Raw genomic sequence first — 22,527 nt, forward strand, 5'->3', positions numbered from 1 at the left:
TTATGCATTCCTCTGTGTTCAGGATGAAACCATCCACCGCTGGCGCGCTCCAAAACTTGCGACTGTCTTGTCCCTGCACAGAGCCCAATCATGCAATTTTTATCCAACCCCCATGGCTGTGAAGGCTGGGCCGGCGAAATGGCCCAGCGGATTCGCACGTTTGACTGGTCAAGTACCGACCTTGGCCCCTTGGATCAGTGGTCCACGAGCCTGGCTTGCACCGTGCAAATGATGCTCGCCTCACCCGTGCCGATGGTGATGCTGTGGGGGCGGGCAGGGTACATGATCTACAACGACAGCTATTCGGCATTTGCCGGCGGGCGCCATCCCTACCTCTTGGGCACTCCGGTCGAACTGGGCTGGCCGGAGGTGGCCGAGTTCAATCGGCATGTGGTGGATACGTGCCTGGCGGGCGGCACCTTGTCGTTCAATAACAAGGAGCTGGTGCTATCGCGTCACGGCCAACCGGAAAGCGTATGGCTGGACCTCTATTACAGCCCCGTGGCCGGTGACAACCAACAGCCGGCCGGGGTGCTGGCGATCGTGGTGGAAACCACCGAACTGGTGAAGTCCGAGCGGGTGCGCCAGGAGCTCACCCATAATCTGGAGCAACGCGTAGCCGCTGAAGTGCAGGCGCGGTCGGCCGCAGAAGACCAGTTGCGCCAGTCACAGAAGCTGGAAGCGATTGGCGGCCTGACCGGTGGCGTGGCCCATGACTTCAATAACTTGCTGCAAGTGATCGCCGGCAACCTGCATTTGCTCGCCAGGCATGAACCGGACAACCCCCAGGTGCAACGTCGCGTCACCGCGGCCATCGCCGCCGTGGAGCGAGGGGCCAAGCTGTCGTCGCAACTGCTGGCCTTTGCGCGTCGCCAGCCCTTGTCTCCGGCGGTGTACAACCCGCAGCGCATCTACGCCGGCCTGGGCGAGCTGTTGCAACGGGCGTTGGGGGAAACCATTCATATCGACGTGCAACTGCCCCAGGACTCCTGGTGCATCAATGTCGACCGCAACCAGCTGGAAAACGCGCTGCTCAACCTGGCGATCAACGCCCGCGATGCCATGCAGGGCGAGGGTGTGATTCGTATCACCGGAGAAAACGTCATCCTCAACCCGGACGATTGCATCGGTAAAAGCATCAAGCCCGGCGAGTACGTGCGCCTGGCAGTGGCCGACACCGGCGTGGGCATGTCCGAGGCGACCCTCAAGCGCGCATTCGAACCCTTTTTTACCACCAAGCGCGAAGGCCACGGCACCGGCCTGGGCCTGAGCATGGTGTTCGGTTTTGTGCGCCAAAGTGGCGGGCACGTGGACATGTGGAGTGAGGAGGGCAAGGGCTCGGTGGTGCAGATGTATTTCCCCCACTGCCTGGAGCCTGAATGCTTCGACGACTACAGTGATGCGGACCTGCAAGGCGGCGGCCAGGAAACCATCCTGGTGGTCGAGGACAATGAAGGCGTACGCCTGACGGTGGTCGAGTTGCTGCAGCAGTCGGGCTATACCGTACTGATTGCCGAGGATGGCGACCGCGCGATGCAAGTGTTGCAGCGCGGCGTGTCGCCGGACCTGATCTTCACCGATGTGGTGATGCCCGGTCGGGTCAAGAGCACCGACCTGGCCACCTGGGCCCGCGCGCAGAACCCGCCGGTGCCGGTGCTGTTTACCTCAGGCCATACCCGCGACATTCTGTCTTCCAATCATCTGCTCAGCGCCGATATCCACCTGCTGAGCAAACCCTACAGCCCCGATGCCCTGACCCAACGCGTGCGCAGGGTGCTAAGCGCAAGACAAGGTTGCCCATGACATCACAGCGCAACATCCCACCGCTCACCGCCCGGCAAGCGGGCTTTGTCAGGGTGCGTGGCGCCCGTGAACATAACTTGCGCAATGTCGATGTGGATATTCCCCGGGACGCCCTGGTGGTGTTTACCGGCGTGTCTGGCTCCGGCAAATCGTCCCTGGCGTTTTCCACAGTGTATGCCGAGGCCCAGCGCCGCTATTTCGAATCGGTGGCGCCCTATGCGCGGCGCTTGATCGACCAGGTCGGCGTGCCGGACGTAGACAGCATCGAAGGCTTGCCGCCTGCCGTGGCCCTGCAACAGCAACGCGGTACACCCAGTGCGCGCTCGTCGGTGGGCAGTGTCACCACCTTGTCGAGCTTGATCCGCATGCTCTATTCCCGCGCCGGCCGTTATCCGAAAGGGCAGGCCATGTTGTACGCCGAGGACTTCTCGCCGAACCTGCCCCAGGGCGCGTGCCCGCAATGCCATGGCCTGGGCCGTGTGTATGAAGTGACCGAGGCGCTGATGGTGCCCGATCCGTCATTGACCATCCGCCAACGTGCAGTGGCGTCCTGGCCGTTGGCGTGGCAGGGCCAGAACCTGCGCGACATCCTTGTGACCCTGGGCTATGACGTGGACATCCCATGGCGCGACTTGCCGAAAAAGCAGCGCGACTGGATTCTGTTCACCGAAGAAACCCCCACCGTACCGGTGTACGCCGGCTTCACCCCGCAGCAGACCCGCGAGGCGTTGAAACGCAAGCTCGAACCCAGCTACCAAGGCACCTTCAGCGGCGCTCGGCGCTATATCCTGCACACCTTCGCCCACACCCAAAGCGCGCTGATGAAAAAGCGCGTGTCGCAGTTCATGCAAGGCAGTGCCTGCCCATTGTGCGAGGGCAAGCGCCTGACCCAGGCGGCGTTGTCGGTGAAGTTTGCCGGGGTGGATATCGGTGAGCTGTCGCAGCTGTCTTTGGCGCAATTGGCCGAGTTGCTGCGGCCGGTGGCCGCGGGACAGGACAGGATGAAGCTGTCGGTGGAAAAACGCCTGGCGGCCCAACGCATCGCCCAGGACCTGCTCGAACGGGTCAACACCTTGATCGAACTGGGCCTGGGCTATCTGTCCCTGGAGCGCAGCACGCCGACCCTGTCGTCCGGGGAACTGCAGCGCCTGCGCTTGGCTACCCAATTGGGCTCGCAGTTGTTCGGTGTTATTTATGTGCTCGATGAGCCTTCGGCGGGCCTGCACCCGGCGGATGGCGAAGCATTGTTCACCGCGCTTGATCGTTTGAAGGCCGCGGGCAATTCGCTGTTTGTGGTGGAACATGACCTGGAAACCATGCGCCGCGCCGACTGGCTGATCGACGTGGGCCCGGCTGCCGGCGAGCATGGCGGGCAAGTGCTGTACAGCGGGCCGCCCGCAGGGTTGGCGGATGTCGAGGCCTCGCAGACCCGTGAATACCTGTTTGCCCCACCTCGCCCGGCCAATGCGCCAAGCCGCGAGCCGGCCGGGTGGCTGAAGCTCACAGGCGTGACGCGAAATAACCTCAAAGATTTGAACGTGGATTTCCCGCTGGGCTGTTTCACCGCGGTGACCGGTATTTCCGGCTCGGGCAAGTCCAGCCTGGTCAGCCAGGCGCTGCTGGAGCTGGTGGGCACGGGCCTGGGGCGTGTGTTGGAAAGCGACGACGAACCGAGCCTGGAAGATGCTGCACCGCAAGCCAGTGGCGGGCGCATCAGCGCCGGGCTGGAGCACATCCAGCGCCTGGTGCAGGTGGACCAGAAGCCCATCGGCCGCACGCCGCGCTCCAACCTGGCGACCTACACCGGGCTGTTCGACAACGTGCGCAAACTGTTCGCCGCCACGCCAGCGGCCAAAAAGCGCAATTACGATGCCGGGCAGTTCTCCTTCAATGTCGCCAAGGGCCGTTGCCCGAACTGTGAGGGTGAAGGTTTTGTCAGCGTCGAGTTGCTGTTCATGCCCAGCGTGTACGCGCCATGCCCGACCTGCCACGGCGCGCGCTATAACCCCGACACCCTGGCGATCAAATGGCAGGGCTTGAATATCGCCCAGGTGCTGGGGCTGACGGTGGAGCAGGCGGTGCAGGTGTTCGCCGAGCAACCGGGCATCCTGCGCTCGTTAGTCGTGCTGCGCGATATCGGCCTGGGTTATCTGCGCCTGGGGCAGCCGGCTACCGAGCTTTCCGGCGGCGAAGCCCAACGCATCAAGCTCGCTACTGAACTGCAACGTAACGCCCGGGGCGCCACCTTGTATGTCTTGGACGAACCGACCACCGGCTTGCACCCCAAGGACGTCGATCGTTTGCTCAGCCAGTTGAATCACTTGGTGGAGGCGGGGCATACGGTGGTTGTGGTGGAGCATGAAATGCGCGTGGTGGCCCAGAGTGACTGGGTGATTGATATCGGCCCGGGGGCAGGGGACCTGGGCGGAACGGTAGTGGCGTGCGGCACGCCCCACAAGGTTGCCAAGAGCAAACACAGCCGCACCGCACCCTTCCTGGCCAGAGAACTGATCTAATAACCAACTGTAGGAGCGAGCTTGCTCGCGAAAAACGTCAACGATAACGCGTGCGTCCTGAATAAACGCGGCGCCTGTGAGTTCTTCGCGAGCAAGCTCGCTCCTACAAGATCTGCTCTTTGGCCAGCTTCACCACATTCTCCACGGTAAACCCGAACTTCTCCTGCAACTTGGCCAGTGGTGCCGAGGCGCCGAAGCTGTTCATCACCACTTTGGCGCCGGTCTGCCCGACGTAGCGGTCCCACCCCAAGGGCCCTGCCTGCTCCACCACTACACGGGCTTTTACCGCAGGCGGCAGGACGCTGTCGCGGTAGGCTTGATCCTGGTCTTCAAACAGCTCCCAACTGGGCATCGACACCACGCGAGCGCCAATGCCTTGGTCTTTGAGCTGCTCATAGGCGGCCACCGCCAGGCCCACTTCGCTGCCGGTGGCGATCAAGATGACCTCCGGTTGATCCGCCTCGGCCAACACATACGCACCTTTGGCCGCGCCGGAAGCTGCGGCAAAGTGGTTGCGGTCGAGGGTCGGCAATGCCTGGCGCGATAACACCATACAGCTGGGCCGATGGGTTTGTGCCAGCGCCACCTTCCACAGCTCAAGGGTTTCATTCGCATCGCCCGGCCGTAGCGTCAACAGCCCCGGCGTGGCACGCAGTTGGGTCAGGTGTTCGATGGGCTGGTGGGTGGGCCCGTCTTCGCCTACGCCGATGGAGTCATGGGTAAACACGAAGATCACCGGCAATTCCATGATCGCCGCCAGGCGGATTGGCGGTTTCATGTAGTCGCTGAACACCAGGAAGGTCGAGGTGTACGGGCGCAGGTAGGAAAGCGCCATGCCGTTGGCAATTGCGCCCATGGCGTGTTCGCGGATACCGAAGTGCAGGTTGCGCCCGCTGTAGTCACCCGCGCTGAAACGCCCGGCACCGTCGAAGGTGAGGTTGGTCTTGGTCGAGGGCGACAGGTCTGCCGAACCGCCCAGCAGCCATGGAATTTGTTGGGCGAAGGCATTCAATACCTCGCCGCCCGAAGCACGGCTGGCGACGCCTTTGGCATCGGCGGCAAAGCAGGGCAGGTGTGCTTGCCATTGCTCGGGCATCTCCCCGGCGCGCATGCGTTGCAGCTCATCGGCCCGTTGCGGGTCGAGGGCGGCGAGGGTCTGGTTCCACTCGGCGTACAGCGGCTCGGCGCGTTCGTAAAGGGCATCGCGCAACAGTGTGCGGGCCTCTTCGGGCACGAGAAAACTTGAATCCTGCGGCCAGCCATAGGCGGCCTTGGTCAGGCGAATCTCGTCCTCTCCCAGTGGCTCGCCATGGGCCGCAGCGGTGTTGTGTTTGTGCGGTGAGCCGTAGCCGATCACGCTGTCCACCACGATCAAGGTGGGGGCGCCGGTGTTGGCCTTGAAGGTTGCCAGCGCCACGCTCAAGGCCTGCAAGTCATTGGCGTCGGTGACATGCACGGTGTGCCAGCCATAAGCCTGGAAGCGTTGGATTACGTCTTCACTGAACGCCAGCTCAGTGTGGCCCTCGATGCTGATGGTGTTGTTGTCATAGATCCAGCACAGGTTATCGAGCTTCAAGTGCCCGGCCAGGGACGCGGCTTCGCTGCTGATGCCCTCCATCATGTCGCCATCACCGCACAGGGTGTAGACGTCGTAGTCAAACAGCACCTGGCCGTCGCGGTTGAAGCGCTGGCCCAGCCAACGCTCGGCCATAGCCATGCCCACGCTGTTGGCGCAGCCCTGGCCCAGCGGCCCGGTGGTAGTTTCCACGCCCGTGGTCATGCGGTACTCGGGATGGCCTGGGGTCTTGGAGCCGATCTGCCGGAACTGCTTGATGTCGTCCAGGCTGACGGCCGGCTCGCCCGAGCGCTGGCCATGGGCATCGATTTCCACCACGCCGGCCAGGTGCAACAGCGAATACAGCAGCATCGAGGCATGCCCTACCGACAGCACAAAACGGTCACGGTTGGGCCAGTCAGGATGCTCGGGGTGATAACGCAGGAAGCGACTCCACAACGTATAACCCACCGGCGCCAGGCCCATGGGCGTACCCGGGTGCCCCGAATTGGCCTTCTGCACGGCATCCATGGCCAGGGTGCGTAGGGTGTTGATGCATTGGGTGTCGGCAGCAGTGGCAACGTGATTCATAAAACCGTTCTCCCTGGGGTGGCGATCTACAGTGGAGGGCGGGGCGGGGCAAAGGTTTGATCCCATCGCTTGCGCCGCGACGAACGGGACGTTGTTGGCCTCAAACATGACAAGAGCTGTTGGAATGGGCTAGCTTCAAGGGCGTAGACCATCGATCAATCTGTGGAGGTACGCCATGCCAGTGAAACACGACCTGTATCAGGACTTGGGGTTGAGCAAGGAAGTTGTTCACGAACGCAGGGCGCAGGACAAACGGTTGGATGCGCTGCTCACTCAATACGACGACGCCGACGCTGAGGTGCTAAAAGCGGAAAAAGCCAGTGCCAGCGATGAGGATGTGGAAAAGCTGAAGAAGAAACGGCTATTGGTCAAAGACGAAATTGTGGGGCGGCTGGGTTAGGCAATCCCTCGCCACACACTTGGAATGTGCACATTTGTTCAGAATTGTCTGGAGGACAAATGCCGTTTCACTCCTTATGATGCGCCCCGTCCACTCGGCTCTGGGGCTTGTTGCGGCGCAAGGATTGCGTTGTTTGAGCCGGGTGGGCATCCTCAGAATTCATGCAACACAGGGCCGAATCGGTCGGCTGCAAATGCTGCCTGTGGGAGCTGGCTTGCCTGCGATGACGGCCTCCCAGCCGACGCCTATCCACCTGACACCCCACAATCCAAATGTGGGAGCTGGCTTGCCTGCGAAGACGGCCTCCCAGCCGACGCCTATCCACCTGACACCCCACAATCAAACTGTGGGAGCTGGCTTGCCTGCGATGACGGCCTGACAGTCAACACAGTTGGACCGGGTACATATCCATTCCTGCGGTAACGGCCACTTAGGGTTCCGCTTTTACAGCGGCTCACTTTTGAAAAGCGCAAAAGTAAGCAAAACGCTCTTGCCCCACCACTCGGCACCTCGCTTGGGCTCGGTGTGCCCGTAATCCGCCAGTGATTTGGGGGGCCGCCGCCACGCGCCATCCATGGCGCGGGGCGGCTAAACCGGCATCCCTGCCGGTTTACCCCCCAAATCCCTGTCGAATTCCGGCCAGCGTGGTTTGACGGGGCGCCTAACATCAAGATCAAAAGCAGATCAAGATCACAAGCAGATCAAGATCACAAGCAGATCAAGAGCGACTCGCTTCGCATCGTGGTTACCGTCAAGGCCGTGGCGCTTGGCGTTCGGTCTTGCATCCAGTCATTTCAACAGCGTTTCAACACATATATCCATGGAACGCTGCTGCGTCTGCTCATACAACTGCAGCTCATCAATCGTGCTGCGCCCCAGCGCCTGCTCGAAGGCTGCCCGGTTGGAGTTGCCCGCGTAGTGACCCTGCGCCCCATCCCCCAGGTTTGACTGGAAGATTCCCGCCGCACTGACCGGCAGAAAATCCTCGTACACCAGCGGTTCCACCGCCACATGACCGGCGTTGACCAGCGTCTGCAACGTGCGTGGCTGGTCTACCTGGCCGCGTGCCGCCAAGCCCTTGTCGGTGACGAAGTAGCGAAAATACGCCAAGCCCTGCTCGCGCATTTGCGGGTAGTTATCGGGGAAGGCATGGAAGTGCTGTTCCATCAATTGCACATAGCGTTCGGCGTTGGCTTCATTGGGGAATGTGCCGAGTTCGTCGCGGGCGGCGTTCAGCAGTTGGTCGTACAGGGCGCGGCCTTTAGGCGTAAGCGCGACGCCGCGTTGTTCGATTTCGCCGAAGCGCGCGCTGTGGCTGCCGTGGGCATCGGTGAAGGCGATGGGTTCGTCCAAGGCCTTGAAGCTGGTCTGGCGTAGCAGGATCGGGCACTGGCGCCGAGGTGGGCCTTCGATCACGGCTTTGGGGGTGATGCCTTTGCCAGGCATCGCCGCCTGCACCTGGTCGATGTCCAGGGTGCGTGGCGTCAGGTGGTTGATGTGCGGGCCTTTGAACGCGACGACGTCGGCGATCAGGCGGTGCTGGTCGCTCAGTTGCTGATATTGGGCGCCGGTGACCGTGGCAGTGTGGTGCCAGCGGAACGTCTCCAGGGCCTGGCGGATAAAGGCCTCGGCATCGCTGGCATTCAAGCCGCCTTGGGTCTCTGCCTGGTCGATCAATGCCAACGCCTCGGCGGTAAAGATCGAGCGTTTGGCCAGGGCGCTTTCGGCGAAGGCACGCAGGTCGGGGTTTTCGATCAGTTCCAGGCGCAGCAATGAGGTGAACACGCGAAACGGGCTGGTTTGCAGCGCATGTTCATGCACGGCGCGAAAGGCGGTGGAGTGAACAGGCACGCCAGCGGGGGTGAGGTCGTAGTAGCCCACCGGTTGCATGCCCATCACCGCGAATAAACGGCTGATGGTTGCCAGTTCCGCAGCGGTGCCCAGGCGGATGGCGCCGTGGCGTTCCATGTCCAGGCGCTGGATTTCGCCGGTACGTTGCAGTTGATGCGCCAGGCCCGGTTCGCTGTCGAGCACGCGGGCATTGGTCTGGGCCACCAGCTCAAGCAGCGCGCCGTACAAGGGCACTTCATCTCGATACATGTCGGACATGGCCTTGGAAAAGCCCTTGCGGATCTCGTCGGGGCTGACATGGGCGGTGGCGTGCATAGAAAAATTCCTGATGACTGGAGCGATGATCGTGGCCTTTGCCCGATTTTGTTGAGCGGCCGGCCGGCTTGCAAACGAAGATTCCTCTGGACTTCATTCTGCAAATGAATGAGTTGACCTTGCGTCCAAGTCTTCATGTGCATGCGGGCGTCATTGCGCTCTACACTGCGCCTCACTGTGTAGGTGAAGGAGGACCCGATGACGGCCAAACCCGTAACCAACCTGCTGGGCACCATTGAAGGCCAGCGCCTGGCAACGCAACACGCCGAACGTTGGCGCGAGTGGGGGCCGTACCTGAGTGAACGCCAGTGGGGCACGGTGCGCGAAGACTACAGCGCCGACGGTGACGCCTGGGCCTACTTCCCTCATGAACACGCTCGCAGCCGCGCCTATCGATGGGGCGAGGACGGGTTGGCCGGTTTCAGTGACAAGGCCCAACGCTGGTGCCTGGGCCTGGCGCTGTGGAACGAGCGCGATGCAATCCTCAAGGAGCGTCTGTTCGGCCTCGACAACGCCGAAGGCAACCACGGTGAAGACGTCAAGGAGCTGTACTTTTTCGTCGATGGCGTACCGAGCCATGCCTACATGCGCATGCTCTACAAATACCCCCATGCGGCGTTTCCCTACGCCGACCTGATCGCCGAAAACGCCCGTCGTGGGCTGGATGATGCCGAGTATGAAATCCTTGATACCGGTGTGTTTGCAGATAACCATTACTGCGATGTCAGTGTCGAATACGCCAAGCATCAACCCGACGATATTTTCATGCGCGTCACCGTGCATAACCGTTCGGACCAACCCACACGGCTCCAGGTACTGCCCCAGCTCTGGGCGCGCAATGACTGGAGCTGGACCTTCGATGCACCCAAGCCCAGCTTGAGGCTGAACGGCGAGCGGGTTCTGGCGCGTCATCATGAACTCGATGATCGCCACCTCAGTGCCTGGGGCCAGGACGGGTTGCAGTGGCTGTTCTGCGAAAACCAAACCAATCGGCCCAAACTGGACGGGCAACCGGCGCCGGGGCCATTCAAGGATGGCATTAACGATTACGTGGTGGGCGCGGTTGAGTCGGCCGTTCGCCGGGACGCCGGTACCAAGGTGGCCGCGCATTTCACCCTTGAACTGGCAGGCCAGGAAAGCAAAACCCTTTACCTGCGTTTTGCGCCGGTGGGCGCGCCCGATGTCAATGCGCGCAAACTGTTCGAACAGCGCCGCCAGGAGGCCGATGACTTCTACTCGGTGTTGCAACAGGGCCTTGCCGATGACGATGCGCGCACTGTACAACGCCAGGCCCTGGCCGGCCTGCTGTGGTCCAAGCAGCTGTACTATTTCGACGTGAACCAGTGGCTTGACGGCGACCCGGCCCAGCCCGCGCCACCGCCCGAGCGCCTGCATATCCGCAATACTCATTGGCGGCACCTGTGCAACTTCGACATCCTGTCGATGCCAGACACCTGGGAATACCCGTGGTACGCCTCCTGGGATCAAGGCTTCCAGGCGGTGGCCATCGCGCTGATCGACCCTGGTTACGCCAAGCAACAGTTGTTGTTGCTGGTAAAGGACCGCTTCATGCACCCCAACGGCCAATTGCCGGCCTACGAATGGCGCTTTGACGACGCCAACCCGCCCGTGCATGCCTGGGCCAGCTGGCGCGTATATCAGCAGGACAAGGCGCTGACCGGCGTGGGCGATATGGATTTCCTGGAGCGGATCTTTCACAAGCTGCTGTTGAATTTTTCTTGGTGGGTCAACCGCAAGGACGCCGAGGGCCGCAACCTGTTCCAGGGCGGTTTTCTGGGCCTGGACAATATCGCCTTGTTCGACCGCTCGGCCCCGTTGCCGACGGGTTACCAGTTGGACCAGGCCGACGGCACCGCCTGGGTGGCGGCCTATGCCTTAGACCTGATGCGCATCGGCCTGGAGTTGGCCAAGCGTAATGGGGTGTACGTGGATATTGCTGTGAAGTTTTTCGAGCATTTCCTCTACATCGCCGGCGCTATTAACCGCGTCGATGACAGCGCCGAAGGCTTGTGGGATGAGCAGGACCAGTTTTTCTATGACGTGCTGCACCGCCCTGATGGCCAGAGCGAGCCGGTGCGCCTGCGCTCCATCGTCGGGTTAATGCCGCTGTTCGCGGTGCTGGTGCTGGAGCAGCGCGAGCATGAAGGCCTGGAAGGCTTGCGCGAGCGCCTGCTGGGCTTTATGCATCATCGGCCGGACCTGGCCAAGCTGGTTTCGCGCTGGACCGAACCGGGGCAGGGCAACCGCCTGTTGCTGGCGCTGCTGCGCGGTGAACGCACCAAGGATTTGCTGCGGCGCATGCTGGATGATCAGGAGTTCTTGTCGGCCTTTGGCGTGCGCGCCCTGTCCAAGGCGTTCGCCGAGCAGCCCCTGGCGTTGAAGATGAATGGCGACACCTTGTGTGCCAGTTACCAGCCCGGTGAGTCCGACTCACGCTTGTACGGTGGCAACTCCAATTGGCGCGGGCCACTGTGGATGCCGGTCAATTACATGCTGATTGAATCGTTGCGCGAGTTTCACCGCTACTACGCCGATAACTTTTCCGTGGAGTACCCGGCGGGCAGTGGGTATCTGGCGTCTCTGGAGGAGGTGGCTGACAGCCTCAGCGAGCGGCTGACGCGGTTGTTTCTAAGAGATGAAAACGGGGTGCGGCCGTCGATGGCGGGCTATGCACAGTTGCAGGAGGACCCGGCCAGTCGTGACCTGGTGTTGTTCCATGAGTATTTTCATGGAGAGACAGGGCGAGGGCTGGGGGCTTCACACCAGACCGGGTGGAGCGCGTTGGTGGCGTTACTGTTACAACCAAAACCCTGAGCAATCCACAAACCAAATGTGGGAGCGGGCTTGCTCGCGAATGCGGTGGTTCAGTGCCTGATGCATTTAGCTGACACTGCGCATTCGCGAGCAAGCCCGCTCCCACAGAGATTCAGGGTTACCCGTGAATCAGGAAGGGAACAGCTCGCTCAGCTTCATCGCCAGCATCATGTCGCCTTCGGTGCGCAGCTTGCCGCCCATGAACGCCTGCATGCCGTCGGTGGAGCCGTCGACGATGCCTTCCAGGGTCTCGCTGTCCATCACCAGGGTGACCTGAGCGTCAGGGTTTTCGCCTTCTTTGAGTTCGCAGGTCTTGTCCTTGACCACCAGCGAGAAATTCTTGGTGTCGTCGATACGGAAACCGAACACCAGGTCCAAGCCTTCGGCAGCGCTTGGGTTGAATTTGGCTTTCATTGCTTCTACGGCTTTAGCTACGTCAGTCATGGTTTCGATCCTTAAGGGTAGAGTCCAGTGACCTTGGGGTCACGGTTGGCCACAGTTCATCGGAAAGTGATGAGCTGCGGCGCCTTCAACAGTTGCAAGTGGGCGTGACTGTTGAAGGAAGCCAGTGCCACCTCGCGACCACGGAACTTGAGTTGGTTGAGCGAGGTGTTAACAATTTGCCAGTTCATTTCGAAGGCCTGGGCGGCAGGCATTCGGGTAATCAGGTGGAGCAGGGCGGTGATGGTGCCGCCGGAGGTGAATACGGCGATTTTGTCGGTGTGGTTCGCGGCTTCCAGGATGCGCTGCAAGCCACCCTGGACCCGCTCGACAAACCCCAGCCAGCTTTCCAGCCCTGGTGGGTCATAGGTGCCGGCCAGCCAGCGCTCGATGATCAGGGCGAAAATGCGTTGGAACTCGCTGCGGTTCTGCGGGCCGTTGCGCAGGATGTGCACGGCATCCGGTTCACTGCTGAGCAGGTCGGGCAACAGGCCGCGAATGATCGCTTCGCCGTCGAACTCGTTGAATGCGCTATCTGTTTCCAGCGCCGGAACCGGCAAGCCCAAGGCGCTGTACTGATCGAACGTGGCGCTGGCAGTGTGCTGCTGGCGACGCAGGTCGCCGGCGATGCAGCGGTCAAACGCAATGCCCAGGTCTGCCAGGTGGCGACCGAGCACTTGCGCTTGTTCCACGCCAACGGGCGAGAGGACGTCATAGTCGTCTGCACCGAAGGAGGCCTGGCCATGTCGAATCAGATAAATGCTGCCCACGTCCGTTTTCCCGGTACGTTGAAAGTCTGGCGAGGTTATGAGGATGCCTGCGAGCTGTCAATGAAAAAACATACGCTTGTTTTAAAAGCGCGTTGGAGCCCGCCTGCTGGCGGTTTGATCACTGGCTCCTTCGCAGTGGCGTCGGTATGCTGGGGCCATCCGCGCCCGGCGCAGTGCATTTTTTAAGGAGACATATGGATTTTTTGGCCGAATACGCGAGCTTTCTGGCGAAGACCGTCACCCTGGTGGTCGCTATTCTGGTGGTACTGATCAGCTTTGCAGCACTGCGCAGCAAAGGTCGTCGTAAGTCCGCCGGCCAATTGCAGGTCAGCAAGCTGAATGATTTCTACAAGGGCCTGCGCGAGCGCCTGGAGTCGAGCCTGCTCGACAAGGACCAGCTCAAGGCCCTGCGCAAGTCCGAAAGCAAAGCTGAAAAGAAAAAAGACAAGAAGAAGCCCGAGCCCAAGCCGAGGGTGTTCGTGCTGGATTTCGACGGTGACATCAAGGCCTCGGCCACCGAAAGCCTGCGCCATGAAATCACCGCACTGCTGAGCCTGGCCACGCCCAAGGATGAAGTGGTGCTGCGCCTGGAAAGCGGCGGCGGCATGGTGCACAGCTATGGCCTGGCCTCTTCGCAACTGGCGCGTATCCGCCAGGCCGGCGTGCCGTTGACCGTGTGCATCGACAAAGTGGCGGCCAGCGGCGGCTACATGATGGCCTGCATCGGCGAGAAGATCATCAGTGCACCCTTCGCCATCCTCGGTTCCATTGGCGTGGTGGCGCAGTTGCCCAACGTCAATCGCCTGCTTAAAAAGCACGACATCGACTTTGAAGTGCTGACCGCCGGTGAATACAAGCGCACGCTCACAGTGTTCGGCGAGAACACCGAGAAGGGCCGGGAGAAGTTCCAGGAAGACCTGGACATCACCCATCAGCTGTTCAAGAACTTCGTCTCGCGTTACCGCCCGCAGTTGGCGATTGACGAGGTGGCCACCGGTGAAGTGTGGTTGGGCGTCGCTGCCCTCGACAAGCAACTGGTCGATGAGCTGCAAACCAGCGACGAATACCTGGCTACCAAGGCCAAGACCGCCGAAGTGTTCCACTTGCACTATGCCGAGCGTAAGAGCCTGCAAGAGCGCGTGGGCCTGGCGGCCAGCGGTTCGGTGGACCGGGTGCTGTTGACCTGGTGGAGCCGCTTGACCCAGCAGCGGTTCTGGTAAGCCAGTACTGAAAACCAGGTAATCCCTTGTGGGAGCGGGCTTGCTCGCGAATGCGGAGTGTCAGCCAGCAAATCTACTGACTGATATACCGCATTCGCGAGCAAGCCCGCTCCCACATTGGTTTTCGGTCATGTCAGGTTAAACGGGGTTTAATCGAGTCCGCCAACTGCGTAAGGATCAGGCAGCACGACACGGCCCCGGCATCCAGAACGCCGAGGGAGCGCTCACCCAAACGACTGGCCCGGCCAATCTTGGCCACCAGGTCCTTGGTCGAATCCCGCCCTTGGGAGGCGGCCGTTTTCATCGCATCGAGTGCATCGCTGAAAGAACGCCCCGACGCCTGCGCCCGTTCAAAGGCTTCTACCGCCGGAATCAATGTATCCATCAAGCACTTGTCGCCCACGCCCGCTTCGGTGATGTCCTGCAGCGAGGTCAAGCCGCCGCGCAGCAGGCGGGCGAAGGTGGCGGCGTCGATGTCTTCACTGCCGCGCACTTCGTCGGCCATGCCGATAAACAGGCTGCCATACAAGGGCCCCATGGAGCCGCCGATGCCTTCCATCAGGCTCAGGGTCAGTTCATCCAGAGCTTCGGCCAGGGTCAGTTGGCGGCCTTCGATCGTGCGGCCGCAATGGGCAAAGCCCTTGGCCATGTTGATGCCATGGTCGCCATCGCCTATAGCGCCGTCGACTTCGCTGAGGTACTCCCGGTTGGCCACGATCACGCTGACCAGGTCGGCGACGATGGCGCTGCCATCATGGGTGGAAAAATGCTGGCTCATGGTTCACTCCGCCTGGGTCATGCCGATGGAGCGGCAGGGTTGGTCGATCAGGGTTTTCAGCTCGGCGTCGAGGCCGAGCAGGGTCAAGGTCACGCCCATCATCTCCAGGGAAGTGAAGTAGTTGCCCACGTAGCAACGGTGAATCTTCAAACCTTTGGCCTTGAGCTGTTTTTCCACCTCGGCGTAGAAAATATACAACTCCATCACCGGGGTGGCGCCCAGGCCTGAGACCAGCACCACCACGCTGTCGTCCTGGCTGAAATCGCGGTCGGCGAGGATCGGCGCCAGCATGCGCTTGGCCATGGCGGCGGCCGGTTCAATCGGGATGACTTCGATGCCCGGCTCGCCATGATGGCCAATACCTAATTCCATCTGCCCGTCGGGAATCTGGAAGTTCGGCTTGCCCACCGCGGCGATGGTGCAGGGCGTAAGGCCGATACCAATCGAGCGGCAGTGGTCGACGGTTTTCTGCGCCACCCGAATCACGCCGTCCAGGTCGTAATGCTGGGCAGCGGCGGCACCGCCGATCTTCCACATGAAGATCTCCCCGGCTACACCGCGACGCTTGGCAATGTCGGCCTTGGGCGCGGACGCCACGTCGTCGTTGGCGACCACCGTGCGGATGCGCATGTCTTTGCTGGCGGCCATTTTCATCGCCAGCTTCACGTTCATGTTGTCGCCTGCGTAGTTGCCATACAGGCAGGCAACGCCAGCACCATGGTCGGCAGCGCGGAAGGCGTCGAAAAAGCTTTTGGCGGTGGGCGAGGAAAAAATCTCGCCGACGGCCACCGCATCCACCAGGCCTGGGCCTACATAACCGAGGAACGCCGGCTCATGCCCGGAGCCGCCGCCGGTGACAATGCCAACGCGGCCCTGGGCTGAGGGCTTGGCCTTGACGATGACCCGTGGGTTGCTTTCGTACTGGCGCAGCTCGGGGTGCGCGACCAGGATGCCGCGCAGCATGTCTTCGACCACTTGGTCGGGATCGTTGATGACTCGATTCATAACGCGGGTTCCTGTGTTCTTGTTCTAAGGGGCGGCACTATTCCACTGTGGGAGCTGGCTTGCCTGCGATGGCGGTGTGTCAGCTGGGGATTTTTTACTGATGCACCGTCATCGCAGGCAAGCCAGCTCCCACAGGGTTTTGTGTTGTTACTCAGATCAGGGTTCGAGCACAACCTTGAGCGATTTATCGCCGCGCTCCATCACTGCAAACGCTTCCTTGAAATCCGCCAGCGCAAACTTGTGGGTCACCACGTCGCGCATGTCGATCTTGCGGTTGCCGATAAAGTCGATGGCCCTTGGGTACATATACGGTCCCAGGTGTGAGCCGAGGATATCCAGCTCCTTGCGATCGCCAATGATCGACCAGTCCACCGTGGCCTCGTCATTGAACACGCTGAATTCGACAAAGCGTCCCAGCTTGCGCAGCATCGCCAGGCCCTGGTTCACCGCCTTGTGGTGCCCGGTGGCTTCGATATAAATGTCGCAGCCGTAGCCATCGGTGATTTCGCGGATTTTCGCCAGCACATCCACCTCGGCCGGGTTCCACACTTCATCGGCGCCCAGGCGCAGGGCGAGGGCGGCGCGTTCGGGTTTCATGTCCAGCACAATGAGTTTTTTCGGGTTGCGCAACCGCACCGCGCCGATGATGCCCAGGCCCAGGGTGCCAGCGCCGGCGACCACCACGATGTCGTCATGGTCGACATTGGCGCGTTCCGCCGCGTGCAGCGAGCAGGCCAGCGGCTCGATCAGGATCGCTTCATCGGGGGCGATGGATTCCGGTACTTTGTGGATGATGCCTTCCTTGGTGAAGATCATGTATTGGGCCATGGCGCCCTGCACATTGTTCTGGAAGCCATACAGGTCGTGCTTCTGGCACATCCAGTACTGGCCGTGGTTGCAAAAGCGGCAGCCCCAGCACGGCACGATCTGCTCGGAGATCACCCGGTCGCCCACGGCCACGCCGCGCTTCTCGGCGCCTGGGCCAAGGGCGACCACGCGGCACACGAACTCATGCCCGGGGATCATCGGTGGCTTCACGTAGCGCGGTTGTTCGGCATCGCCCCAGAACGACGGCGCGCCGCGATAGGTCTTGATATCGCCCATGCAAATGCCGCACAGCTCGACTTTGGTCAGGATCTCGTCGGGGCCGGGGGTGGGCACGTCGACGGTTTCCAGGCGGTAGTCTTCCGGGCCGTGGCAGACCACAGCCTGCATGGTTTTCGGGATGCTCGGGGCGAGTTGTTCAGGTGTGCGTTCGGTGACAGTGGACATGACAAAACCTCACGACATAACGATGAATTACTGAATGCTGTAACCGCCGTCGATCACCATGTTGGCGCCGGTGATCATCTGCGCGGCATCGCTGAGCAGGTACAGCGCCAGCCCGGCGATTTCTTCCGGCTGGGCAAAGCGACCTGCCGGGATCTGCAATTTGGCCCGCTCACCCACCTCGCCGGCCCAGGCTTTTTTACCCAGGGCGGTTTCGACGATGGTGGGGGAGATAGCATTGACGTTCACCTGCGGCGCCCACTCCATGGCCAATACTTTGGTCATGCCGACGATGGCGGCTTTGCTGGCGCAGTAGGCGACGTGACGGTCCAGGCCAATCACGGCGGCCTGGGACGCCAGGTTGACGATGCGCCCGCTGCCCTGGGCGATCATGTGCCTGGCGCAGGCCTGAGCCATGAAAAAGCTGGCCTTGAGGTTGATGTCCAGGGTGGTGTCCCAGGCGCTTGCGCTGACGTCGATGGCCTTGTCCAGCAGCACCACGCCTGCGCTGTTGATCAGGTAATCCAGGCGCTGGAAATGTGCGAACACCTTGTCGACGGTCGGTTGTATCTGGTCGATCTTCCCGAGGTCGACGGCAATGCCCAGGTGCCCGGCACCCAGGCTGGCGGCCACCTCGACCACGGCCGGATCGCGGTCCAGCAGCGCCACCCTTGCGCCGCGTTCCGCCAGCAAGGTGGCGCAGGCCAGGCCGATGCCGGCGGCGCCACCGGTGATCACCGCGCAACGGCCGCTGAGGTCGAAGGCTTGGTTCCAGAAACCAGACATGAATGACTCCTCGTTCCCACGCTCTGCGGGGGAATGCCGCGTGGAACGCTCTGCGTTCCGATGTTAAGTGACGCGCAGCGTCACGGGATGCGTTCCCACGCGGAGCGTGGGAACGATCAAACTACTTACCGCCGCTGACTTGCTTGTACAGCGCATCCGCATTGGCATTGGTCACCGGCACCCAGGGCAGGATGTAGTTCTTGGCTGTGCCGTCGGCCCATTTCACGTCCTTGGCGTAGCGCTCCCAGATCACCGATTGCGGCTTGTAGTCCTCGCCTGCCAGGGCGCGCAGGGCCACGTCCAGTGCGCCTTGGGATTGGGCCTGGGCATCCTGGAGGAAGGTGGTGACTTCGTCCTTTTTCGCCGCCTGGATCGCATCCGGCATGCCGTCGATAGAGGTAACGGGCACATCCTTGGCGGTGAGGCCATGGGACTTCAAGGCCTGCACGGCGCCCAGGGCCATGTCGTCGTTCTGAGCGATCACGCCATTGATGCCCTTGGGGTGGGCGTTGAGCCAGTCTTCGGTGAGGGTCATGGCCTGGGCGCGGTCCCAGTTGGCGGTTTTCTTTTCGATGATCTTGATGTCCGGGTGTTTGCCCAGCACTTCCAGCTCGCCTTTTTCCCGGTCGATCTGCGCCGACTGGCCAATCGGGCCCTGGATGATTACCACGTTGCCCTTGCCGTTGAGCTTGTCGACCATCGCCTGGGCCTGCAGGCGGCCGCCTTCCACATCGTCGTTACCCACATACGGCACGCTGGCATCGGCTACTTTCGTATTGGAGGCGATGACCACCACGTCGTTGCTCATGGCGGCCTTGACGGTGCCGACGCCGGCCTTGGTATCAATCGGCACGAACAGAATCGCGTCGTAGCGTTGGGTCACCATATTTTCGATCTGGTTGTTCTGGGTCAGGGCGTCGTAGTTGCCGTCGAACACGGTCAACTGCACGGTGCCATCCTTGACGGCCGGATGCTCCTTGAGCTCACGAACCCAGTTCTGCATGAACTGCCCCTTGAGGCCATAGACGGCTGCGCCGATCTTGTAGGTCTTGCCGTCGGCGGCCAGGGCGATACTGCTGGCGAGCAGGGAGAGGGCCGCCGCGGCGGCCAGGGTGGTACCCAGTTTCATAAGTAGAACTCCGGTTATTGTTATGGGGCGTTCTTCAGCGTTTCTTCTTGCGCCACACGTCGATCAGTACTGCGAACACAATGATCAGGCCCTTGGCGACCTGCTGGTAATAGGAGGACACGCCGAGCAGGTTCAGGCCGTTGTTGATCACGCCGATCAACAGGGCCCCGAACAAGGTGCCGACAATGCTGCCGGTACCGCCCGACAGGCTGGTGCCGCCGATCACCACCGCGGCAATCGCGTCCAGCTCATAGGAAACCCCGGCCTGGGGCAGGGCAGAGGTAGTGCGTGCCGACAGCACCACGCCGGCCAACCCGGCGAGCAGGCCCGAGACCACGTACACCGAGAACATCACCTTGCGCACGCCAATGCCGGAGGTGCGTGCGCTTTTTTCATTGCCGCCCACCGCATACACATAACGGCCGTAGGTGGTGTAGCGCAGCACCATCCAGAAAATAAGCGCGACCACGGCGAAGATGATGATCGGCACGCCCACCGGGCCGACCTTGCCGATGCCCAGGGCCAGGTAGGCGTCGGGCAGGTCGGTGATCGGGCTGCCGTCGTTGAGAATAAAGGTCATGCCCCGCGCGATGCTGAGCATGCCGAGGGTGGCCACGAACGGCGGGATCGACAGGTTGGCGATCATGAAACCATTGACCACCCCGAGCATCGCGCCGGCAAACATCCCTGCGCTGACCGCCGCCAACAGGCCATAACCCTGGGTGGCGACCATGGCGCTGCACAACCCGGCGAACGCCAGGATCGACCCCACCGACAGGTCGATACCCTTGGTCAGGATCACATAGGTCATACCCACGGCGAGAATGCCGTTGATGGAGGTCTGGCGCAGGATGTCCATCCAGTTGCGCCAGGTCATGAAGTACTCACTGGAAAACGCCATCACCACGCACAGCAGGATAAACACCAGCGGCAGGCCGAAGCGGTCGAGGGACAGGCGCAGGCGGTTGCGCGGCGCGGCGGTAACGGGGGCAACGATGGTTTTGGCATTCATGAGGCAAGACTCAACAAGGCTTCCTGGGAAAGGGCGGTGTCGGTGCTGATAGTGACCAGCCGGCCACCTTTGAAGACGGCGATGCGGTCGCTCAAGTGCAGCAGTTCCGGTGCTTCTGACGACACCACAATGGCTGCGCCACCGGCCCGCACAAACTGGTCGAGCAGGTGGTAGATCTCCTGTTTGGCGCCTTCGTCGATGCCGCGGGTGGGTTCATCGCAGAGCAGGCACACCGGTTCCGTGGACAGGCATTTGGCGAGCACCACCTTTTGCTGGTTGCCGCCGCTCATGGACGCCACCGGCAGCTCCAGGGAACTGGTCTTGATCTGCAGGCGCTTGACCATCTCCTCGGCCAGTTGCGCCTCTTTGCGTGCGTTGATCAGCGACCAACTCGACAAGCGCTTATAGGCCGACAGTGCAATGTTCGACAGGATGCTGCCGGTCAGCACCAGGCCGCTGTCCTTGCGGTCTTCGGTGACCAGCGACATGCCGGCGTCGATGGTCGCCTTGGGCTGCCCGATGGGCATGGGCTTGCCTTGCAAGGTAACGCTGCCGGCATCCGCCACGGTCAGGCCGTAGATGCAATTGAGGAATTCACTGCGCCCGGAGCCCATCAACCCATAAATGCCGAGGATCTCGCCACGGCGCAGTTGCAGGCTGATGTCGTGGAACTCACCGTTGCGGCTCAGGTGGTCGACCTGCAGGCAGGTGCTGGCCGCGCATTCGCGGCCCACCTTGTGGTCGATGCGCGTCAGTTCCTGGCCGACAATGCCGCGCACCAGGTGGTCGCGGTCGATATCGGCCATGCGCCCGCTTTCCACAAAGGCGCCATCACGGAAGATGCTGTAGTCATCGGCGATCTGCGCCAGTTCGCTCAGTCGATGGGACACGTACACGATGCCGGCACCGCGTGCGGTAAGGCGGCGAATCGCCTTGAACAGGGTTTCGGCCTCGCGCTCGCCGATGGCCGAGGTGGGCTCGTCCATGATCATCACCTGGCAGTCATGGCTGAACGCCTTGGCGATTTCCACCAATTGCATCTGCGCCACGCTCAAGCGGTGCATGGGGCTGGTGGCGTCGACGTCGAACTCCAGGCTTTCGAGCAGTTCGCGGGTGCGGCGGTTGAGGGCCTTGCTGTCGACGATGCAACCGGCGCGGCGCGGTTCGCGGCCCAGCCAGATGTTTTCGGCGACGGTCATGTAGGGGATGGGTTCGAGCTCCTGGGTGATCATTGCGATCCCCGCGGCCAAGGCTTCACTCGGACGATTGAACTGCACCGGTGCGCCGTTGAGCACAATGCTGCCGGCGTCACGCTGGGTGATGCCCATCAGGATGCTCAGGAAAGTCGACTTGCCGGCGCCGTTGCCACCACACAGGGCGTGGACGCTGCCGGCGCGCAGAGAAAGGCGCCCGTCGCGCAGGGCTGGCACCCCGGCGTAAGCCTTGGCGACATGTTCAGCCTGGAGCAGTAATGGCGTGGCCATCGGCGTGTCCTCGTGCTGTGAATTCTTATTAGGTCGCACAGCCATGTTTCGCTGTGATCATATGTGTATCAAATGAAATTCTGATCAGTCAATCTCTTTCACTTAAAAGGTGTGATTCTCATCTTTGACGCGGTTATTGCCTTAGTATAGGGCTTTGACTGGCAGGTCAGTTAAATCTCGCTTGACAGTAAGGGGTGAATGCTTGCGAAATGAGTGAGAGATATTTCACTAAGTGATCATTTGATCAGTGGAGTTTGGCGCCATGAACACACCTTTCCCGGTGGCTATCGGATGTGATGAAGCGGGTTTTGAGCTCAAAGAGTTGTTGAAGCGCCATATCGAGGCGTTGGGGTACCCGGTCACCGACTTCGGTACGCATTCAACGGCGCCGGTGCTGTACCCGGACATCGCTCTGGCCGTGGCCACCGCAATCAATGCCGGGCAACAGCGCCTCGGCGTGCTGGTATGCGGCACCGGCATAGGCATGGCCATCTCGGCCAACAAAGTTCTGGGCATCCGTGCGGCCCAGGCCCATGACACCTACTCTGCGGAGCGGGCGCGCAAGAGCAACGATGCGCAAATCCTCTCCATCGGTGCGCGGGTCATCGGTGCGGAGTTGGCCAAAAGCATCGTCAGTGCGTTTTTGGCCTCGGAGTTCGAAGCGGCGCGGTCCGGGGCCAAGGTCGAGCGCATCAATGCGATCGAGCGCGATGGGCATCAGTAGTGGACGGCGCAGGGCAAGAGTCGGGAGAATGCGCCTTTGACGC

Annotated in this window: 17 protein-coding genes; 6 read left to right on the forward strand and 11 right to left on the reverse strand. The window is 61.5% G+C overall.

Going from position 1 to position 22,527, the window contains the following annotated elements; all coding sequences use genetic code 11:
- Positions 1-90 precede the first annotated feature (90 nt).
- Together BT199_RS10800 and uvrA are read left to right on the forward strand one after the other, a co-directional pair.
- Positions 91-1,803: an ATP-binding protein gene (locus tag BT199_RS10800; protein ID WP_003191866.1), complete on the forward strand. Its 1,713-nt coding sequence runs from the start codon at positions 91-93 to the stop codon at positions 1,801-1,803.
- The gene (gene uvrA, locus BT199_RS10805) at positions 1,800-4,319 is read left to right on the forward strand and encodes an excinuclease ABC subunit UvrA (protein ID WP_072434460.1); all 2,520 of its coding nucleotides are present in this window, start codon (positions 1,800-1,802) and stop codon (positions 4,317-4,319) included. The genes BT199_RS10800 and uvrA overlap by 4 nt, the downstream gene beginning before the upstream one ends.
- Positions 4,320-4,422: 103 nt before the next feature.
- Here the strand turns inward: uvrA and tkt are convergent, their stop codons facing one another.
- Positions 4,423-6,465 carry a transketolase gene (gene tkt / locus BT199_RS10810; protein WP_072434461.1) on the reverse strand — a complete coding sequence of 681 codons (2,043 nt, stop codon included), beginning with the start codon at positions 6,463-6,465 and terminating at the stop codon, positions 4,423-4,425.
- A 175-nt stretch (positions 6,466-6,640) separates the two neighbouring features.
- Between tkt and BT199_RS10815 the strand changes: the two genes are divergently transcribed.
- Positions 6,641-6,865, forward strand: a complete 225-nt coding sequence (locus tag BT199_RS10815) for a DUF465 domain-containing protein (protein WP_014718181.1) — start codon at positions 6,641-6,643, stop codon at positions 6,863-6,865.
- A gap of 789 nt (positions 6,866-7,654) precedes the next feature.
- On the opposite strand, the gene BT199_RS10825 is transcribed toward BT199_RS10815, so the two are convergent.
- On the reverse strand, positions 7,655-9,031 hold the full coding sequence (locus tag BT199_RS10825) for a 2-oxoadipate dioxygenase/decarboxylase HglS (protein WP_019817621.1): 1,377 nt from the start codon (positions 9,029-9,031) through the stop codon (positions 7,655-7,657).
- 198 nt (positions 9,032-9,229) lie between these two features.
- On the opposite strand from BT199_RS10825, the gene BT199_RS10830 reads away from it, so the two are divergent.
- Positions 9,230-11,866, forward strand: a complete 2,637-nt coding sequence (locus BT199_RS10830; protein ID WP_072434462.1) for an MGH1-like glycoside hydrolase domain-containing protein — start codon at positions 9,230-9,232, stop codon at positions 11,864-11,866.
- 129 nt (positions 11,867-11,995) lie between these two features.
- Here BT199_RS10830 and BT199_RS10835 read toward each other — a convergent pair whose 3' ends face one another.
- Together BT199_RS10835 and BT199_RS10840 are read right to left on the reverse strand one after the other, a co-directional pair.
- Positions 11,996-12,310 (reverse strand): SCP2 sterol-binding domain-containing protein, encoded by a 315-nt coding sequence (locus tag BT199_RS10835; protein ID WP_014718185.1) that lies wholly within the window; start codon positions 12,308-12,310, stop codon positions 11,996-11,998.
- A gap of 56 nt (positions 12,311-12,366) precedes the next feature.
- Positions 12,367-13,077: a histidine phosphatase family protein gene (locus BT199_RS10840; protein ID WP_014718186.1), complete on the reverse strand. Its 711-nt coding sequence runs from the start codon at positions 13,075-13,077 to the stop codon at positions 12,367-12,369.
- Between the two features lie 194 nt (positions 13,078-13,271).
- Between BT199_RS10840 and sohB the strand changes: the two genes are divergently transcribed.
- A complete protein-coding gene (sohB, locus tag BT199_RS10845; RefSeq protein ID WP_014718187.1) occupies positions 13,272-14,297 on the forward strand; it encodes a protease SohB in 1,026 nt (341 codons plus the stop codon).
- 133 nt (positions 14,298-14,430) lie between these two features.
- Here sohB and dhaL read toward each other — a convergent pair whose 3' ends face one another.
- The 7 genes from dhaL to BT199_RS10880 all read right to left on the reverse strand — a co-directional run bounded on the left by dhaL (position 14,431) and on the right by BT199_RS10880 (position 21,760).
- Positions 14,431-15,075, reverse strand: a complete 645-nt coding sequence (gene dhaL / locus BT199_RS10850) for a dihydroxyacetone kinase subunit DhaL (protein ID WP_019817619.1) — start codon at positions 15,073-15,075, stop codon at positions 14,431-14,433.
- A 3-nt stretch (positions 15,076-15,078) separates the two neighbouring features.
- Positions 15,079-16,080 (reverse strand): dihydroxyacetone kinase subunit DhaK, encoded by a 1,002-nt coding sequence (locus BT199_RS10855; protein WP_072434463.1) that lies wholly within the window; start codon positions 16,078-16,080, stop codon positions 15,079-15,081.
- A gap of 156 nt (positions 16,081-16,236) precedes the next feature.
- Positions 16,237-17,352 (reverse strand): erythritol/L-threitol dehydrogenase, encoded by a 1,116-nt coding sequence (locus BT199_RS10860; protein WP_019817618.1) that lies wholly within the window; start codon positions 17,350-17,352, stop codon positions 16,237-16,239.
- 27 nt (positions 17,353-17,379) lie between these two features.
- On the reverse strand, positions 17,380-18,135 hold the full coding sequence (locus BT199_RS10865) for an SDR family oxidoreductase (RefSeq protein ID WP_072434464.1): 756 nt from the start codon (positions 18,133-18,135) through the stop codon (positions 17,380-17,382).
- Positions 18,136-18,256: 121 nt separating this feature from the next.
- Complete coding sequence (locus tag BT199_RS10870; RefSeq protein ID WP_014718192.1) at positions 18,257-19,264, reverse strand: substrate-binding domain-containing protein; 1,008 nt, start codon at positions 19,262-19,264, stop codon at positions 18,257-18,259.
- Positions 19,265-19,298: 34 nt separating this feature from the next.
- The gene (locus tag BT199_RS10875; protein WP_014718193.1) at positions 19,299-20,276 is read right to left on the reverse strand and encodes an ABC transporter permease; all 978 of its coding nucleotides are present in this window, start codon (positions 20,274-20,276) and stop codon (positions 19,299-19,301) included.
- Positions 20,273-21,760: a sugar ABC transporter ATP-binding protein gene (locus tag BT199_RS10880; RefSeq protein ID WP_060767524.1), complete on the reverse strand. Its 1,488-nt coding sequence runs from the start codon at positions 21,758-21,760 to the stop codon at positions 20,273-20,275. The genes BT199_RS10875 and BT199_RS10880 overlap by 4 nt, the downstream gene beginning before the upstream one ends.
- A gap of 262 nt (positions 21,761-22,022) precedes the next feature.
- Between BT199_RS10880 and rpiB the strand changes: the two genes are divergently transcribed.
- On the forward strand, positions 22,023-22,484 hold the full coding sequence (rpiB, locus tag BT199_RS10885) for a ribose 5-phosphate isomerase B (RefSeq protein ID WP_019817614.1): 462 nt from the start codon (positions 22,023-22,025) through the stop codon (positions 22,482-22,484).
- Positions 22,485-22,527: the final 43 nt, after the last annotated feature.

This window comes from Pseudomonas sp. NFR02, from assembly GCF_900119375.1.
Lineage (GTDB): Bacteria > Pseudomonadota > Gammaproteobacteria > Pseudomonadales > Pseudomonadaceae > Aquipseudomonas > Aquipseudomonas paracarnis.